13 protein-coding genes and 3 pseudogenes are annotated in these 19240 nt (G+C 43.9%); 5 read left to right on the forward strand and 11 right to left on the reverse strand.

All coding sequences use genetic code 11. The features are described 5' to 3' along the window. Positions 1–67: 67 nt before the first annotated feature. Complete coding sequence (gene fieF / locus WDV75_RS21225) at positions 68–967, reverse strand: CDF family cation-efflux transporter FieF (protein WP_273557838.1); 900 nt, start codon at positions 965–967, stop codon at positions 68–70. Between the two features lie 357 nt (positions 968–1324). Further along, a pseudogene (locus WDV75_RS21230) lies at positions 1325–1934 on the reverse strand (IS1 family transposase). Between the two features lie 57 nt (positions 1935–1991). Here WDV75_RS21230 and WDV75_RS21235 point away from each other — a divergent pair. Further along, positions 1992–2222 (forward strand): annotated as a pseudogene (locus WDV75_RS21235) (transposase); the annotation flags it as partial. Between the two features lie 17 nt (positions 2223–2239). Here the strand turns inward: WDV75_RS21235 and WDV75_RS22275 are convergent. From WDV75_RS22275 to WDV75_RS21260, 6 genes and pseudogenes are all read right to left on the reverse strand, one after another. Beyond that, positions 2240–2344 (reverse strand): annotated as a pseudogene (locus WDV75_RS22275) (resolvase); the annotation flags it as partial. 303 nt (positions 2345–2647) lie between these two features. After that, a complete protein-coding gene (locus WDV75_RS21240) occupies positions 2648–3073 on the reverse strand; it encodes an MFS transporter (protein WP_273557837.1) in 426 nt (141 codons plus the stop codon). Positions 3074–3307: 234 nt separating this feature from the next. After that, positions 3308–4129: an energy transducer TonB gene (locus tag WDV75_RS21245; RefSeq protein WP_273557836.1), complete on the reverse strand. Its 822-nt coding sequence runs from the start codon at positions 4127–4129 to the stop codon at positions 3308–3310. A 20-nt stretch (positions 4130–4149) separates the two neighbouring features. Continuing rightward, entirely contained in the window at positions 4150–7098 is a 2949-nt protein-coding gene (locus WDV75_RS21250) for a TonB-dependent receptor domain-containing protein (RefSeq protein WP_273557835.1), read from the reverse strand. A 17-nt stretch (positions 7099–7115) separates the two neighbouring features. Further along, positions 7116–8591: a surface lipoprotein assembly modifier gene (locus tag WDV75_RS21255; RefSeq protein WP_273557834.1), complete on the reverse strand. Its 1476-nt coding sequence runs from the start codon at positions 8589–8591 to the stop codon at positions 7116–7118. A gap of 112 nt (positions 8592–8703) precedes the next feature. After that, complete coding sequence (locus WDV75_RS21260; RefSeq protein ID WP_273557833.1) at positions 8704–9444, reverse strand: Slam-dependent surface lipoprotein; 741 nt, start codon at positions 9442–9444, stop codon at positions 8704–8706. A gap of 768 nt (positions 9445–10212) precedes the next feature. On the opposite strand from WDV75_RS21260, the gene WDV75_RS21265 reads away from it, so the two are divergent. Next, the gene (locus tag WDV75_RS21265) at positions 10213–10977 is read left to right on the forward strand and encodes a transferase (RefSeq protein ID WP_273557832.1); all 765 of its coding nucleotides are present in this window, start codon (positions 10213–10215) and stop codon (positions 10975–10977) included. On the opposite strand, the gene WDV75_RS21270 is transcribed toward WDV75_RS21265, so the two are convergent. The 3 genes from WDV75_RS21270 to fdhD form a co-directional block, all read right to left on the reverse strand. Further along, positions 10974–12419 carry a porin family protein gene (locus WDV75_RS21270; protein ID WP_273557831.1) on the reverse strand — a complete coding sequence of 482 codons (1446 nt, stop codon included), beginning with the start codon at positions 12417–12419 and terminating at the stop codon, positions 10974–10976. The genes WDV75_RS21265 and WDV75_RS21270 overlap by 4 nt on opposite strands. A gap of 110 nt (positions 12420–12529) precedes the next feature. Beyond that, positions 12530–13246 (reverse strand): Slam-dependent surface lipoprotein, encoded by a 717-nt coding sequence (locus tag WDV75_RS21275; RefSeq protein ID WP_273557830.1) that lies wholly within the window; start codon positions 13244–13246, stop codon positions 12530–12532. A gap of 217 nt (positions 13247–13463) precedes the next feature. After that, positions 13464–14309: a formate dehydrogenase accessory sulfurtransferase FdhD gene (gene fdhD, locus WDV75_RS21280; protein ID WP_273557829.1), complete on the reverse strand. Its 846-nt coding sequence runs from the start codon at positions 14307–14309 to the stop codon at positions 13464–13466. Positions 14310–14453: 144 nt separating this feature from the next. On the opposite strand from fdhD, the gene fdnG reads away from it, so the two are divergent. Genes fdnG through fdoI form a run of 3 tightly spaced genes read left to right on the forward strand, consistent with a single transcriptional unit; the run spans position 14454 to position 19078 of the window. Beyond that, on the forward strand, positions 14454–17501 hold the full coding sequence (gene fdnG / locus WDV75_RS21285) for a formate dehydrogenase-N subunit alpha (protein WP_273557828.1): 3048 nt from the start codon (positions 14454–14456) through the stop codon (positions 17499–17501). 12 nt (positions 17502–17513) lie between these two features. Then, positions 17514–18440 carry a formate dehydrogenase subunit beta gene (gene fdxH, locus WDV75_RS21290; protein ID WP_273557827.1) on the forward strand — a complete coding sequence of 309 codons (927 nt, stop codon included), beginning with the start codon at positions 17514–17516 and terminating at the stop codon, positions 18438–18440. Continuing rightward, positions 18437–19078, forward strand: a complete 642-nt coding sequence (gene fdoI / locus WDV75_RS21295) for a formate dehydrogenase cytochrome b556 subunit (protein ID WP_273557826.1) — start codon at positions 18437–18439, stop codon at positions 19076–19078. The genes fdxH and fdoI overlap by 4 nt, the downstream gene beginning before the upstream one ends. Positions 19079–19240 lie beyond the last annotated feature (162 nt).

A 19240-nucleotide genomic window follows, 5' to 3' on the forward strand; every position in this document is an offset into this window, starting at 1 on the left:
AACACCCAGTCTGCATCAAGATTATGTCTGTTTTTTGATGTTCTTTTGATTATGAATAAATTCCCCTTCAATCCCAGCGGTTTTTATGCTCTTCAGACACAACAGAGCAGGGATCTTGGTGAATAATAATATCGGCACCTGGGAATCTACTCCGCAATTTATTTTCAATCCCATCTGCCAGAGCATGAGCTTGCACCAATGGCAAATTATCATCTATCTCCAGATGGAACTGGATAAAACGAGTTGGACCTGATTGACGAGTCCGCAGATCATGTCCACCGGCTATACCTGGATAATTTTGGATGATCTCAATAATCTCCTGTCGCTCTTCATCTGGCAAGGCGCGATCAAGCAAAGACTGTACAGCATCATAGCCCATCCGTAACGCACTATAGAGAATATAGCCCCCAATCCCCAAAGCAAAGAGGGCATCTGCGCGTTTAAAACCATACAGACTCAAAAGCAACGCCAGCAAAATCGCCCCATTCATTAACAGGTCGGATTTATAATGCAGCATATCCGCACGGATTGCCTGACTTTGCGTTTTACTGATCACCCATTTCTGAAACATGACTAAACATATTGTGGAGACCAAAGCAATGACGATGACCCATATGCCTATCGTCGCGTGTTCCAATGGCTTAGGGGAATACAGATGCTGGAAGCCGGTCAAAAACAGGAAAATTGCCGAACCAGAAATAAACATACTTTGCGCTAAAGCCGCCAGCGACTCAGCCTTACCGTGTCCAAAAGTATGTTCTTCATCAGCAGGTTGAAGTGAATAGCGCACAACAAAAAAATTCGTCAAGGAAGCAGCCAAATCAACCAATGAATCCACCAGCGCCGCCAATAAACTCACCGATCCCGTCAACCACCAGGCAAAAATTTTCACGATTAACAACACACTCGCCAATACCGTTGCCACCAACGCAGCGGAACTGACCCATCGCCCATAATTTATATCCATTGACTACCGCCTTTGGGTTATTCTGTCTCAGGTATAAAAATAGCGCGTTATTCACAGTCCAGTGAATCTGAACGGCATTAAGAGGGTTAACATGAAAACGCGGTTTAATGAACTTGACGGCCCTATAAGCTAAAAAATTTCGTTTAAACTCAAGTAAGTTGAGAAAAATCATAATCATGGTAGGGTAAACAAAAGTGATAAAACCCAGTGTTAATGATTGAAAATCACTCACAATCAGCATCTTGTGATTGGATTTTTCAATGCAATAAAACGCAAATGTGATGAAAACCACTGTGGAGAGAGCATGATCCGCTGACCTAGCTCGTTTAATGGTCATGCTCCCAATAGTTAGATCTGTTATGAAAGATAGTATTCACGCTCAATGAACGTACCGACCACTTTGTCATGCATCTCTTCGGATTTGGAATAACCTATTGTCTTTCTATTCAGCCTCTTTATCCGGATACGAAGCGTAAGATTTGTTCTCTCAATACGTTGGGTAAATTTCTTTCCCGTGAGGTGTTTTTCTTTAGGCAGACAATCGTAAACGGCATAATCATCTGTACAGTAAAACCGGATAGTAAAAGGAGACAAGAGAGCCAGCGTTGATTTTTCTTATTACCGACAAAGGACCACTGCTCGTCTATTTCACAAACAAAATGAATCTCACTGCCCGCAAGCGGCAGCGTAGTTACTTGTCTTGGTGTGAGCTTTTTAATGTGCGAATGACGGTGTTAATGCCGACGTTCAGAACCCGAGCCGTGTCCCTAACACCGGCGTTATTCATGTCCATATCAATAATTCGCTCTTTCATACCGGGATGGCAGGCTTGATAGGTATAGTGCAGTTGGAAGGTTTTGCGACAGGCATAGCAGTGATAACGAGGATGTCCAGTACGTCCTTTTCCATGCCCTTTAACCTCGTCTGTTTTATGACAGTAACGACAAATTACCTCCACTTTAGCCATATCTCACCCAGAATAAAAAGTAGGGAGTTTATCACAAGATCTAATCATTGGGAGCATGACCGCATATCAAACAGAAAGGAGAGATACGGGTTATTCCCTACCGGAAAAACAGTCGAAAATCAGATTGATAAATGTTTATATCGTTATCGCCATTTAGTCGAAAATGTGTTCGCCAGAATTAAACATTTTCGTGCAATAGCAATAAGATACAACAAGCTTGAGCGAAATTATGCCAGCCTGTTAGCGCTGGAGTTTATCATTATTTGGTTACCGATGTGGGTTGATTAAATTATGAACTTAAAAAATCAACAGGCCCTACTCATATTCTTTGAGATCGTAGCGATCAGGTGGCGGGAACATTCCAACATATTTTGGATATCACTATAGCTATGGCCAGTCTTCAATAGGCTATCCTTCTAACACGTTGAGTGGTTTACATTTTTAGTTTCTGTATCGGGAAGTAAGATTGCTGAGTGAATAAAACCTAATTAAAGTAAGGCGCTGGATAAAATACCAGCGCTTTGTCATTAATCTGATAACGCTTTATTTTTTCATAGCGAGCCACTGAAATTATTTTCGATTAAGAAAATAACAGATGAAGGCAAAGGCTAATGCAAGTCCAGCCAAAAATAACATTAGAGTTTGATAACCTTGGAGCAATGTATTGAAGCGGGCTAACAAAAATACAGCGAAAGCGATACCACAAGCTCCCCCTACATTATGAATAGTCCAAGAGGTTCCCATGGCAACAGTGGGATAATGAACCACCAAGCATTTACCTGTGTTGAGGCGAGAGCAAGGAAAATGGCAGAGGCCACAAACAGTAGCAAGCCAATTAAAATGATCCGTTGCGGGCCAAATTTTTCACTATGATTACCTACCCAAGGAGATGTTAAGGCAAACATGATTGTAGCTGGTAATAAGAACATCCCTATCTCAATATCATTTTTCCCCAATTGTCCTGCGAAAAACATAGGTAATGTAAGCAGAATTGTGCAATAGAAAAAAGCGAGAAAAAATGTTGCAAGTAGTGCAGAAACAAAACGCATTTTGCGGAAAAAATGGAATTCAACAATTGGCTCTGGTGTTTTTAACTCATGCCATATAAAGATAAACAATGCTATAACTGCAATAACCAATAGACTCCATTGTTGCAGGGAATTTCCATCCAAAGAGAAATAACTAACTAAATTTATTAAAAAAATACATATTTAAATTAATGAGTTTTTTATCTGTAACGGATTTTTATATCATATATTATTCCAATAAATGACTATGTTTCTTGTATTTTGATTATATTATTGTGGTTTGAGTTAACTAATTAGTCACAATGACAATTAATCCTCGCCCCGATTGGGAGCGAGAGATGAGACTTACCTCAATGTAAAATCAAGTGTCAGCATAACATTAGGCTCTATACCTGCTGGTATAGGGCCAACTGAATTGGCACTATTGATCGCATCAAGTGCGGCATTATCCAGTGTGCTATTGCCGGAGGAATTAACGACCTTGGCGGCAGTTAAGGTGCCGTCACCTAGCAGGGTAAAGCTGACTGTGACTATACCTTGTTGTTTCATCCTCTTTGCCCTGCGAGGATAGCGTTTATGGCGTTCTATTTCTTGCCGCAGTCTTGCCGAATAATTGTCTACTTCACTATTTCCTTGTCCCACCAAAGGTTGTGATGTTGCCGCGCGGCTCATACTGCCTTCTGAATTAGCCTGATCGTTACCGTGCGTTTCCTGCTCTGTCTGATTGCCTTTCTCTACCTGTGGTGATTGGGTGGTTTTCTTTTCTGCCACTTCTTGCGGTTTTTCTTTCGGCTGCTTTTGGCGTTTCTTAGGCTTATCGGCCGTTGGCGGTTTTGCTACCTTATTTTCAGGGTGAATGGCTCTATCCAGTACAAGTTCTGGTTTTGTTGGTGATTCCGGTGCGGACAAACGTGGAGATGGAGGAGAAACAGGCTCTGGCTTATTTTCCCACGATGGGGCAGCAACCATCGTAATGGATAACCCCATAGTAGAAGCGTTATTGTTGATATGATGTGCCGCGTCATCATCATATGAAGTATGTCGGTTAAACAGCCATATCAGACTGGTATGCAATAAAATGGCGATTAAGATACCAACCAGCACTCCCCTTCTGGGCATCAATGGAAAACAAGCGGCTGGATTGTCTAATATGGCTGTGTTGGTCATACGATCCTCTCATCAAGCCCCTAAAATTGGCTGGTCAAACTGAGTTTAAAAGTTCTGCCCGGCGCTGGAATCATCGAACGTGTCAGCGGATCGAGATAGTAGCGGTTAGTTAGGTTTGTGCCAGTTAACTCTATGGATATAGCCGGAGTGATTTGATAGTTGATATAGGCATCAACCGTAAACACCGGATTCCAGCGCATTGGGTTATTAGACTGTCCTTTATAAATATCCGGTAAGGCATTCATCAGCCATTTTTCATCTTTATTTTCTGCCTTACTGTGATAGAGCATTCGGCTGCCTAGCTCCAGTTTTTCATCAAACAAGCGGCCGCCGACGCTCAGGTTAGCTGAGTATTTAGGCTGAATAGAGGTACGTAAATAACCGCCAGGGAAACCACCATCAATACATTCAGGTATACCATAACGATTCTGGGAATCCAGTATCATGACAGAGTTATTGTCACAGACCTTGTTTTTCATGTTATAGACCAACCCCATATCGGCAAAGAAACTGCCGTTGTCATAACGTGCTTGTAGTTCCAAACCAGCCAATTTTTGTTTGTCCAATTGGGAGAATTTATAGGTAGTGTCCCGGTCGAACACATTTTCAATGAGGGTGTTGTAATAGGAGAGTTTGATATCGGCATGGCGTTCAGCTTTGACTAATTGGCTGACATCGTAGACTAAGCCAACTTCCGCGGTTTTGGCGCGCTCAGGCTTAAATTTATGACCTATTTGGTTGGTTGGAGAGCCTGAAAAACCGACGGTATCTTCAAAAATGCTGGGCATTCTTACCGCTTCGGCATAACGGGCGTAAATACGGAAATCGTCGGTGACATAGGCCGTCGCGGAGAAAGTGGGTGCCCAAGCGTGATCCTTACGTTTTGGCGCAGTTTCCCAGAGATCGTCAACAGCAGGGCCTTGTACGCCAGTAGCGTCAGCTCTCTCACCGTATTCATATTTATAGACTTCTTTGCCGCTTATTGGGTCAATAACCTTTTCATTCATGTCTAATTGGCCATTGAAATAGAGGTTACCGCTTTTACTGAGCTTGCCATTACTAGGATCGTACTTCCAAGTGAATTTTTCATTAACCATCCAATGATCCTGTCCACTGCGATCGGTTTTAAGAGCCATTTCTTTTATTTTATTACGTAATTCTCTTTTTTCTTTTCTACTCAGATTGGAATATTCTTTACCCCATCTTTTATTAATATAATAAGCTTCTTCTGTTGTTGGTACTCGCCAATAACTTATTTCATGTCCAATGGTTTCCCGTTGTTTCTGATAATGGCTATCTTTTACGGCACGCCGTTCATTAAGCAAATCATCTTGAGACCAATAAGAAACACGCTTGGCTCCTGCATTCAGTTCCAGCCATGAAGCTGGTCGCCAGTTAAAGTTAAAGGCGAGATTGATTTCCTGACGTTGTCCTTTCCGTGTCGGTGACTGATCGAAATATAGATTAGGTGAATCATAATCATCATTGGAATCAAGGCGTTCCCGTTGGAAATTTCCCATTAAAGTCAGTTCTAAACTCGGGTGCAGGGTAAATTTATTGGAAATATCGATACCCCAACGATTGTTTTGAGAATGGGTGAGAGCGGTATTGATCAATGTGCCATCGATATTGGCGTTTCTGCCCTTAAGACCATCTTCCCAACGCCAGTCTCTGTCAACAGGAGAGCGCGGATATCCTCCGGCGGTGTTGGTATTGCTGGTAGTGCGAGTTGCCCATAAGTTCATGTCGAAGTCGACATAGGGGTTATTCTCAGGCTGCCATTTATAGGTCAGGTTGGCAGCTTTCTGGAGAACTTTCGCTAATGGCCATTGAGGAACTTTATTTTCTTCGGGTATGACCCAGCCTAAGCGTGAAGGCATGATATCGCCAAATTCCATATGGGTATTGCGAACCCCCAACTGTAGAACCTGATCTTCGGTGAAACGCCAAGTATTTTTAATTAATACAGAACGCATTTCACTGGAAGTATTGGGAACTTCATTGCCGGGGTGATAGATACGAGCGGCAAAAGGCAGATAGGGGTCCAGTGTTGTCTGGACATTTTTCATGAGCTCCCTGTCGTTTTCCGTAATGAGTTCATCATAGCGATGGGCGCCCCCTTTGCCGGCAAAATAGTTACCCTGACGACGGTATGCATAGGCCAGCATTAGGTCAAAATATTCCTGCCGTGTTCCTAATGCGATACGGAAGGCATTATCTTTGAAACCAAACAGTTTATTGTCTTTCGATGAATGAGGCGTAATTTGCAACTCTGGATCGGTTTCCACCTTGTTTTGGATAAAGTTAGGAATATCGCGGTAATCCTGTCCCAATGGCAGGGACGGAGTGTGCTCTCTCACAGAGTTACTACTGGTTTCCAGCTTAGTATTGATACCGAAAGTTTCCCCTTTCGGCACCACGTCATCAATGGTCAAAGTTTTGATAGATACTGCCCCACCGATTGATCCTTTAACTTTACGGTTCAGAGAAGGACCCTTTTCGATTTCAATGCTACTGATTAAATTTGGATCGATGTAGTTACGGTTATTGGCTCCATTATAACCACGCCCGACGGTAATAGCCTGTTCTGTGCCATCGATGGTGATGGGAATTCGCCCTTGTCCCTGAACACCACGGATATTGACATCCAGGGCACCGCTATTGCGGGCGTCACCGCTATATACACCGACAGCACCTTTAATTAAATCGGCGGGAGAAGCGCCCTTGTAGCGCTCTATCTGCTCTTTACCGATATAAATATTGGAAATATCTTTGTCATAGACTGCGTTATAACCCTCTTCATCTTTATCACTGTTATCCGTGACACGAATCTTGCCTAGATCTGTCTTACTATTTGAGGTTGTGGCTGTAGGTTTAGATTCGGCAAATAGGGGTGGGGCAATTAGTGATAATGCCAGTGACAATGCAATTGTGGTGGGGGTGAACTGTATTTTAATTCGGTATTTCATTGATGTTTCCACTTTAATTAAAAATACTTTTCCAGTCTGATCAGCACTTCGTTTTTGTTATAGCTATACAGCCAATCCACATTGCTGTGGTTGCGTCGATGGCGGAAAGTGAAAGAAGGTGTCATGCCCCATATTTCAGCGGCAGGGACTTTGATAACAGCGGTATATATTTGCTCATTCTCTTGCCGTTTAACTTCAAATATCGGATTATAAGCATCAAAGTGGCGTGTTCTTAGTGTGGCAAACAGCGATCCATTAATACCGGAATAAATCTGTCCGGCTATCCCCGCCCGAAAGCCCCATTGTTGATAACTATCAGTAGGATGCTGGTCATTATTCCGATATACCCAGTCACCCCCGCCAAACAGAACAAATTCTTTGCTGATAGCATGGGATAGGGTGAGGTAGGAAGAGGTTAGTGCACCATTTTTCCAACGGTAACTTTGTTGATGACGTACTTGTTTATGCTCAAGTTCAACATTGAGGGCTGTTTGTTTGGTTAATACCCATCGCCATTCTGTTTTAGCACCTATGGAGTGAGAGAAGGTATAACCAGCACGTTGTTTATATTCATACAGAGGACCGAAGGAGACATCGTGGTTCTTGCTTTTATAGTTGTATCCCCCGACCAGCAGAAATGTATTCTCGTTTTCATCATGATAATCACGATAGTTTTCACCATAGATCAGGCCACGGCCAAAAATGCCATGATGACCGGAAAGTTGGTAACGTCGGCTTAATGTCGCGTCATAAGACATCCCCCACGCTTTGATGGCTTTTGGTATATGGCGTTCTTTATGACAGCCACCGTTAGGATTAGGGATTAGGCAAGTGGGGGGAGACTCAGAAGACATATTCACATTATTGTTATAGGCATAACCGACCGAAAAAGAGCCGCGCCAGCCATTTCTCAATGCTATTGCTTTTAGATAGCTGTCGATATTTTTCACAACTGTTTCTGGTAATTCGTGCTGTTTGCTTAATCCGTTAAACAGTTGCTCAGATTCCCAATTTTTATGATCTTCAAAATAGACGCGGGCCAGTTCCAATTTAATACGTGTGAAATCCGGTTGTTGGTTCAAAATTTGTTGATAATGATAGGCGGCAAGATCCAAATTCCCTTCAAAGCGAGCCAAGCTACCCTGGGCAAAGGAGACCAACATAACGTCATGCCCTGGCATTTTTTTGTAAGCAGCCAGAAAGCGTTTAACATCAGACCACTGTTGGTGGTTGACGGCAAGGTAGAGTGCTTGGCTGATATCATTCAGGTTGTTTTCTACTTGAAATGTCTGTCCATTAATGACAATTAACGATGAACCATTTTTAGTAAAATCGGGGTCGGGTGTAATCAGATTAGCTTCATTTTCTCGTTGATTGTGCTGTGTTTCCTGCCAGATTTTGTGGCTGGTATCTTCATCGGCATATGTTGGCAGGGACAGGCATAAAGCCATAAGTGCCGTTAATAATATAGGGGTTGTTCTATTATCAGACATCATAAAACCAGATCACAAAGCCCACGTTAAAAAATAAATGGCAATAAATAAATCCGTTAAATAAAACAGAGAACAATACCTAAATGGCATTGTTCTCTGAAAAAATTAATGATTACTGTTTAGAACCACCAAAAGCGGTATCTTTGGAACTATCACCTGCAAATTTGGCATATCCGGCCAGACTGGAAGCACTGTCACCAAAGAAGTGACCTTCTGTTGTCCCTGCAAGGTCACCAATTTTGGCATCACCCTCAAATCTGGCATCATCATAGATGTCGGCATCGATATTTAATGTCATCGCAGTATTTGACATAGAGCCAATTAGCGTTTGCTCACCAAAGTTTGCGGTCAATGTACCAGAGAGTGCATTGTCACCACTGTATTGGTTAATACCTTGCACCACATAGGTTGCTGTACCGTCGGTTGGCATATTGGTAGTGATATCCTTGCCTGCATAGTAAACCGTATGGGTACTATCACCAGCCTGACCGGTCTGAGACCATTCACCAAAATAAACGTCAGCATTGGCAACTTTGCTGAAATGGAATACCCCCATCCCGCCATGAGAGCCTGGTGCACCTGCTCTTGAGATATTATGAATACCATTGCTGTCCGTTGGTGCCATGCGAGTTAAGCCAGAAAAACCGATAAGTTTTCCTCCACCGATTGAACTGACTCCAATGCCTGGGGCGCCATTCGCACCACCGTGTGAATTTGAACCTGTTTGAGTTTCACCAACCTTGACATATGATGGTGAGCTTATTTGACTCTGCCCGAAACCAACTTCTGCCTGAGCCTGTGCCATAAATCCCAATGTGCCTAAAGCGGCGATTAATACGTTGAACTTTTTCATCATTATCCTCGTTTGGAGTGGGGGATCCCTCGTTACCCAATCTTAAAAACGGCCTGATCTATCGCGCGAGAAAAACGTACACCGTTCAAATGATAATGTAAATGATAATTATTATTATTTGTTTCGCTAATAATGGGGTTTATTAGTCAATATCTTTTTTTATTTTATTGATTTTTATTTTATTTTTTACATTTTGGGCAAGGTTTAACCTATCTGATTTTTTTTGAAAATGTGAGGTTGGTAGATTTTATTAACTGAGGTTATTTTGTTGTTAACAAATTAATTAGGATTAAAAAAATTTCTAATGTAATTAAATTAATGGGGTTACACCAATCTCTAACTTCAAGATGAGTGTAATTTCTCCCCGCAAAGCGGGGGAGAAATCACATTTCATAGCGTGTTGTAAATTGCAACTTGAAGTTTAATGCGTATAACCACTCATATAATTAAATAGAGTTAATACATATATTTTATATGGGGAAATAGGCATCCCCTGTTGTGGAAAATAATGAGATATGGTGAAATTTGAGCGCAAAGAACGAATCAACTACATGTTTACCCATATCTTTATTTTCTGTGTTGTAGAAAGCCGCTATTTAAAAGAATAAAGGGTATATACCAATCGCCTTTTAAGATGCGTCTTATATCTCCCCGCTACGCGGGGAGATATAAACAATTACATTGAGTTGCAAGCCGCAACTTGAAATTCATTGGGTATATAGTTTTCATATATCTATCTGGCTGAAAAAGCCTAAGTGGAGATGTATTATGGAAGCAAAGATTGTTATTCAGTCTGCTGAAGAAAGGACAGATCTTGTTGATGAGGTAGAGGAGCTTATTGATAACAATTGGCCTCTATTTATGAATTATGATGCAGTCGCTGAACAACATTGGCATAAATTATATGAGCCTGGTTTTAGTCACTTTCAAAAACTTGCTGTTCTGCAACAAGGGAAAGAAGAGCGTCTTATTGGCCTGCTGAACTCAATTCCTTTTCCCTGGGAAAATCATTCATTAGATCAATTGCCTGATGAAGGATGGGATGCTGTATTTGACGCTGGTGGGAAAGCGAAAGGAAAGGTGCAAGCCAACCTGGTTTCTGCCCTGAGTGTGACGGTTGATCCTGCGTTTCGGGGGCAAAATATTCCGGCTTTATTAATTAATAGCTTGAAACAGACTGCCAGAGATGCGCGGTTGCAGGGGCTGGTTGTTCCTGTCAGGCCAAGTTTGAAAAGCCAATATCCCCTACAAGACTTTATCGAATATTGCGGATGGAAAAATGATAAAGGCGAACCATTTGATCCGTGGATACGTACTCATTGTCGATTAGGCGCCAAAATCATCAAGCCCGCCCTGCGCTCCATGGATATTTATGGCACTTTGGAACAGTGGCAGGAATGGACAGGCATGAAGTTTCCGCAAAGCGGGGAATACGTCATTCCGGGTGGTCTGGTGCCATTGGTGGTAGATGTTGAAAAGCAGATGGCTTATTACATTGAGCCTAATTTGTGGATGTACCATAGCCTCGATTAAAAAGATTTTTCTAACTGTATCTGTATCTCGTTTTTATCATAACTGTATAACCAGCTTACATTACTGTGATTGTGTCGATGGCGGAAAGTTAAAGAGGGTGTCATGCCCAATATCTTAGCGGCTGGGAATTTAATGGCGGCAGTATAGATTTGTTCATTGTCCTGGCGTCTGGCACCCAATAATGCGCTGTAAGCACCGAAACGTTGTTGCCTCAGAGTAACAAGCAGTGAGCCATTAATGCGGGGATAGAGTTGTCCAGCTATTCCCGCACTGATGCTCCATTGTTGGTAGCGATCTGCCGGGTATTGATTATTTCGATAGCTCCAATTGCCGCCACCAAACAGAATTAATTTTTCATTGATAACATGAGATAGGCTGAAATAGGATGAGGAAAGCTCGCCGTCTTTCCTGCGGTAAAGCGGTTGATAACTCAATTTCTTATGTCCAAGTTCAACATTAAGGATGGTTTGTTTGGTGATAGCCCATTGCCACTCTATTTTGGCACCGATAGCATGATATTCAGTCTTCCCTGCCCGCTGTTGATATTCAAATAGAGGGCCAAAGGATAAATCCTGGTTCCTGTTTTTGTAGTTGTAACCACTGGTCAGCAAGAACATATTTTCGTTTTCGTCGTGATAATTGCGATAATTTTCACCATAAATCAACCCGCGGCCAAAAATGCCATGATGGCCGACAAGCGGGTAACGTCGGCTTAAAGTAGCGCTGTAAGTTCCGCCCCATGCTTTGATAGGTTGCGGTATGCTCCGTTCAATGATGCACTGTCCCTTGATAGACCGCAGACAGATGGGTTTCTGATTTGGAGACATATTTATATTATCGTCATAGGCATAGCCAAATGAGAATGAACCGCCCCAGTCATTTCTTTGGGTTACTGCGGCCAGATAACGGTCAATATTCTTCAAGACCATTTCTGGTAATTGATATTGTTTACTGATTTCTTTAAATAGCTGCTCGGACTCCCGATTTTTGTGATCTTCAAAATAAACACGAGCCAGCTCCAGTTTAATGCGAGTAAAATTCGGTTTTTGACGTAGGATCTTTTGGTAATAAGAAGTCGCCAGCGCTAAATTCCCTGCAAGATGTGCGAGTCCGCCTTGAGCAAAATCGATAAGTAACGGATCGTACCCGGGAATTTTTTGATAAATTAGCAAAAGGCGCCTGACGTTTTGCCACTGCTGGTGGTTAATAGCAAGGTACAGAGCTTGACTGATGCCCTTAAAATTATTTTCCACTTTTATAGAAGCCGCGTTTGGGACTTCAATTTCCTGTTGATAGTGTTGTTGACTGTATCGTGCTTCTTGCCAAATCTTGGGGCTAATATTTTCAGTGGCGCAAACGATCGGGGAAAATAATGAGAGCAGCAGCATGATAAGAAATATTGGCAATATTTCTTTTGCAGTCACTTTTTTTTGATCAGACATAGCAAAATCCGCTTCATAAGCCACCTATTTATTTGAAATAAATCGGGTAAAGAAGATGAAGAGAAAACAGCGCCCAAACAAAATGACACTGCTTTCTGGGGAATTAATAATTATTCTTTAGTACCGCCGAAGGCAGTATCTTTGTTTCTGTCGCTATCAAATTTGGCATACCCTGCCAGAGAGGAAGCGGAATCACCGAAGAATTTTCCATCGGTAACGCCATTAATATTGCTGTTGGCTGTGGCCTTACCGGAAAATCCAGCATCATCATTTATATTGGCATCGATACCAATATTGAGTGAACCATTGCTCAGTGAGCCATCCAGTTTTTTGGTATCAAAGTTTGCGACGAGTTTGCCGGAGAGGAGATTATTGCCGTTATACTGGCTTAAGCCTTTTACTGTATAGGACGCAGTGCCACCTGTTGGCAGATTGGTTGTCACATTTTCGCCCGCATAAAAAACAGTATGAGTGACATCCGATTTATCAGGCGTTTTTTGGGCCCATTCTCCAAAGTAAACTTCTGTATTGGGAATCTGACCGATATCGATATACTGGTCCTCGATATCGAAAAGAGAACCATCAATTTCGGCATGATAGATGCCATTATTGTCGAGTGTGGCGAGACCTTTTAGTTGAGAGGCAGGAAATAACTTACCTTTTACTATAGGTAAAGTGATACCCAGAGCGGGTTCACCATTTACCTCTCCGATTATAAGATGTGGGTCGGTTTCTTGTTGGCTTATACCATAACCAACTTTTGCCTGAACTTGTGTTGTAACGCCAAGAATTCCTAACATCGCGATGAATATATTGATTTTTTTCATGATGAGTAGTCTCTCTGAATATTGAATATGTAGTCATCCTGTTATAAGAACGTCCTGAACTTTTGGTGTCAAAAATGCTCAATAAATGCACAACAAATAAAATGTATGTTGCCTAAATAATGCTGTAAACCATAAGTTATGATTATGTTTTTATTTTGTTTAATTATTGGTCAAAATTACATTATTTTTGAGGATAGATTGAGTTGGTGGATTTCAATTAATCCACTAATCGTTGAGGGTGGGTATACACTATTGCTCGCCCTGGCTTACAAAATCCGATCAACGTTAAATGACATTTCTGGGCGACTTGAATGGCAAGTGAGGTTGCGGCAGAAACGGCGAATAAAATTTCTACCCCGCAATTAGCTGATTTTTGAACCATCTCATAACTGGCACGGCTGGAAACTAACACCGCACCTTGTTGCCAGCCTGTTTTTGCTCGCATTCCCAGTAACTTATCCAGTGCAACATGGCGGCCAACATCTTCACAACCACCAAGCAATTTGCCCTCTGGATCAATCCAACCTGCCGCATGGGTACAGCCGGTAAGTGTGCCGATTTCCTGAACATGTGGTAATTGGGCAAGCGCAGCATCAAGGCAGGAGAGTGAAAACGTTTGGGTGAAAGGCAGGGGCGTAATTGGGCGAAAGATCTCTGCGAGTTGTTCGGTGCCACAAATACCACAACCCGTTCTGCCAGCCATATTGCTTCGGCGCTCTTTTAATCCCGCAAAACGGCGGCTGGAAAGCTCAATGTGCAGTTCAATGCCGCCATGGCAGCTAACTATCGCATCAATCCCCCGAATTTCTTGCGCAGATGTGATAATCCCTTCTGACAAGGAAAACCCGATAGCAAAATGATCGAGATCTTTCGGACAGGCCATCATTACGACATGGGAAATACCGTTGTAGACCAATGCAACAGGGACTTCCTCTGCTACCCAATCCGGCGTTGGACTGCTCAAGGAGCCGCTTTGTTTGGCATTTTTTTGTTGTACATTGGTGCGAAAAACACCGCTGATCCCTCCCATATTTAACTCATTTTCTGACCTTTTATTTTTCATTAATGAATTCCCCAATAGTTTGATTCATAATACTGTTTGTGTGGATAATATATTATCAATCTGTGTCCTGATAAGAAGCAAATACACCCGCGGAATTCCTGTCATGCGGTGTGTTAATGAGCAATGTGAGTGAGGAGATCCCCCATGCAAGTCAGCAGAAGGCAGTTCTTTAAGATCTGCGCTGGCGGTATGGCGGGTACGACGGCAGCCGCGCTGGGGTTTGCCCCAACCGCCGCGATTGCGCAAACACGTAACTACAAATTGCTGCGTGCGCGTGAAACCCGAAATACCTGTACATACTGCTCTGTCGGTTGTGGATTATTGATGTACAGCCTTGGTGATGGCGCCAAAAATGCCAAATCGACTATTTTTCATATCGAAGGGGACCCGGATCATCCTGTAAACCGTGGTGCCTTATGTCCTAAAGGGGCTGGCTTGGTGGATTTTGTGCACAGCAAAAATCGCCTGCACTATCCAGAATATCGTGCCCCTGGCTCCAATCAATGGCAGCGAATAAGCTGGAATGAAGCCTTCGATCGTATCGCGAGATTGATGAAACAAGATCGCGATGCCAATTTTATCCAAACCAACCAAGATGGTGTGACGGTTAACCGCTGGCTGACAACAGGCATGTTATGTGCGTCTGCGGCCAGTAACGAAACCGGTTTTCTATCGCAGAAATTTAGTCGCGCTCTCGGTATGCTTGCCGTAGACAACCAGGCGCGTGTCTGACACGGACCAACGGTAGCAAGTCTTGCTCCAACATTTGGTCGCGGTGCGATGACCAACCACTGGGTGGATATTAAGAATGCGAACTTGATTGTCGTGATGGGCGGGAATGCTGCTGAGGCACATCCTGTCGGTTTCCGTTGGGCGATGGAAGCTAAAATTCACAACAACGCTAAACTGATTGTTATCGATCCTCGCTTTACCCGTACGGCATCCGTGGCGGATTTCTACACGCCTATTCGTTCTGGTACGGATATTGCCTTCCTGTCAGGTGTAATTTTATACCTGCTAACCCATGAAAAAATTAACCGTGAGTATGTCGAGGCTTACACCAATGCTAGCCTGATTGTGCGGGAAGATTTCTCATTCGATGATGGCCTGTTTAGTGGCTATGATGCTGAAAATCGCCAGTACGATAAAACGACATGGCACTATGAGCTAGATGAGAAGGGTTTTGCCAAACGGGACAAAACGCTGAGCCATCCACGTTGTGTCTGGAACTTGCTGAAAACTCATGTCAGTCGTTATACACCGGATGTCGTGACTGATATCTGTGGAACACCGAAGGAAGATTTCCTCAAGGTGTGTGAATATCTGGCAGAAACCAGCGCGAAGGACAAAACCGCTACTTTCCTGTATGCACTGGGTTGGACGCAACACTCCATCGGCGCCCAGAATATCCGTACAATGGCGATAATCCAATTACTGCTCGGTAATATGGGTATGGCAGGCGGTGGCATCAATGCGCTGCGCGGTCACTCCAATATTCAGGGACTGACAGATTTGGGGTTGTTATCCCAAAGCCTGCCGGGGTATCTCTCCCTGCCATCGGAGAAACAGGCCGACTTGCAAACTTATTTGCAGGCGAACACACCAAAAGCCACCGTTACAGGTCAGGTCAACTATTGGGGAAATTATCCGAAGTTCTTTGTCAGCCTGATGAAGAGTTTTTATGGTGATAATGCCCGTAAAGAGAATGATTGGGGCTTCGATTTGTTGCCGAAGTGGGATAAGCCTTACGATGTCTTGCAATATTTTGAAATGATGTCGAAAGGGGAAGTGAATGGCTATATCTGTCAGGGCTTCAATCCAATAGCATCATTCCCGGACAAGAACAAAGTCGTCGCCGCTTTGTCGAAGCTGAAATTCCTGATCACGGTTGATCCTCTCAGTACCGAAACGTCATCATTCTGGCAAAATCATGGTGAATTCAACGATGTTGATCCTGCCACCATTCAGACTGAAGTATTCCGTTTACCCTGTTGCTGTTTTGCCGAGGAAAATGGCTCAATAGTCAATTCAGCTCGCTGGCTGCAATGGCACTGGAAAGGTGCGGACGCGCCAGGGGAAGCGATTGGGGATGGTGAAATTTTGTCGGGCATTTTCAAGCGCCTGCGTGATTTGTACCGTGAAGAAGGCGGTGCTGCGCCAGAACAAGTCTTGAGCATGACATGGGATTATTTCGATCCTGACGCACCAACAGCGGAAGAGGTGGCCCAAGAAAGTAACGGTCGCGCTTTGGCTGATTTGCTGGATAACAACGGCAATGTTTTGGTGAAAAAAGGGCAGCAATTATCCTCTTTTGCTCAATTGCGTGATGATGGCACTACCGCCAGCGGCTGTTGGATTTTCGCTGGAAGCTGGACGCCGGAAGGTAACCAGATGGCGCGCCGCGATAATGCTGATCCATCCGGGATAGGGAATACACTGGGTTGGGCATGGGCGTGGCCACTGAATCGCCGCATTCTGTATAACCGCGCATCTGCTGATCCACAGGGCAATCCGTGGGATCCCAAACGCCAGTTGATTGCATGGGATGGCGATAAATGGCGCGGAGTGGATATCCCAGATTACAGCAACGCAGCCCCAGGAACGGATGTTGGACCTTTTATCATGCAGCCAGAAGGTATGGGGCGCTTGTTTGCCATCGACAAAATGGCAGAAGGACCGTTCCCTGAACATTACGAACCGTTTGAAACGCCGCTGGGAACCAATCCGTTACATCCGAATGTGGTTTCCAATCCAGCAGCCCGTGTGTTCAAGAGCGATTTTGAAGCCATGGGGAAAGCCGATAAATTCCCTTATGTCGGCACCACCTACCGCCTGACTGAGCATTTCCATTTCTGGACAAAACATGCGTTGTTAAACGCCATCGCCCAACCAGAGCAGTTTGTGGAAATTGGTGAACGGTTGGCGGCAGAAAAGGGCATCAAACAAGGCGATACCGTTAAAGTTAGCTCCAGCCGTGGTTATATCAAGGCCAAGGCGGTGGTGACGAAGCGTATTCGTACCTTGAATGTTCACGGCCGTGAAGTGGATACCATCGGTATTCCGATTCACTGGGGCTTTTTGGGCGCGGCGAAGAAAGGTTTTATTGCGAATACCCTGACGCCGTTTGTCGGTGATGCCAATACGCAGACGCCGGAATTCAAGGCATTTCTGGTTAATGTGGAAAAGGTGTGAGGGAGAAAAATTATGTCATTGCAAACCCAGGACATTATTCGTCGCTCTGCCACCCATTCATTGACTCCCGCGCCTCGAGTGCGGGATCACCAGCAAGAAGTGGCAAAGCTGATCGATGTGACAACCTGTATTGGCTGTAAAGCGTGTCAGGTAGCATGTTCAGAATGGAACGACATTCGTGATGAAATTGGGCACAACGTTGGCGTTTATGATAATCCGGCTGACCTGACAGCGAAGTCATGGACAGTGATGCGATTTTCCGAAGTGGAGGAGCATGGCAAGCTGGAATGGTTGATCCGTAAGGATGGGTGTATGCACTGTGCCGATCCGGGTTGCCTGAAAGCTTGTCCGGCGGAAGGCGCGATTATTCAATATGCCAATGGCATCGTTGATTTTCAGTCAGAACAGTGCATCGGCTGTGGCTATTGCATTGCCGGTTGTCCATTCAATGTACCGCGTATCAACAAAGAAGATAATCGTGCCTACAAATGTACTTTGTGCGTTGACCGTGTTGGTGTAGGACAAGAACCGGCATGTGTGAAAACTTGTCCAACCGGTGCGATTCATTTCGGTAGCAAGCAGGATATGAAAGCGCTGGCGGCAGAGCGGGTTGAAGAGCTTAAGGGGCGTGGCTATGAAAATGCCGGTCTGTACGATCCTGAAGGCGTAGGCGGAACCCATGTTATGTATGTGCTGCACCATGCCAATAAGCCTCAACTCTATCATGGATTGCCGGATAATCCGGTTATAAGCCCAACTGTCACCTTCTGGAAAGGTATCTGGAAGCCATTAGCTGCAATCGGTTTTGCCGCGACTTTTGCTGCTGCCGTTTTCCATTACGTGGGTATTGGTCCGAACCGTATTTCCAGAGAAGAGGAAGAAAGCGCACTTAAAGAGGTTGATTCGGACAAGGCAAATAATGAGGAGGTGAAGAAATGAAAAAGCGTAACGATATCATTATCCGTCACTCTCCGGTTGAGCGAATCAATCATTGGGCGGTTGTGATTTGCTTCCTGTTTACCGCCATCAGTGGATTAGGTTTTTTCTTCCCCTCCCTGAACTGGCTGATGAATATCTTTGGTACGCCGCAATTGTCACGGATATTGCATCCGTTTGCGGGTTCGGTGATGTTCTTTCTGTTTGTCTTTATGTTTTTCAGGTATTTCAAACATAATCTGATCGACAGGGATGATATCGAATGGGCGAAAAATATTCACAAGGTACTGCATAATGAGGAAGCGGGGGATATCGGACAGTATAACCTCGGACAGAAAGGCATTTACTGGTTAGTAAGTCTCTGCCTGTTTCTCCTGCTTATTAGCGGCATTATTATCTGGCGCCCGTATTTTGCGGAATATTTTTCTATTCCATTGATCCGAATTGCTTTGCTGGTTCATTCACTGGCGGCGATTGGTTTGATCCTGACGATTATCATCCATGCTTATGCGGCGTTTTGGGTGAAGGGATCAGTGCGGGCAATGGTAGAAGGTTGGGTCACACGTGGCTGGGCGAAAAAACATCATCCACGTTGGTATCGTGAAATGGTGAAACAAGAGCAGCAAAAAGAGAAAGAGTGAGTTTGAGGCAGGGTATTTTGTGTACTCTGGCTCATTTCTACAGTTATTGTTCTTAAGGTTATTGTAGTAATTGATAAACGTTGCTTTGTGGCTACAATATGGCTACAATGATCATTGTTTGTACAATAAATGAGGGCGTTTGTATGATTGAGACCATCGTAA

The sequence above is a fragment of the Xenorhabdus griffiniae genome (assembly GCF_037265215.1).
GTDB lineage: Bacteria > Pseudomonadota > Gammaproteobacteria > Enterobacterales > Enterobacteriaceae > Xenorhabdus > Xenorhabdus griffiniae.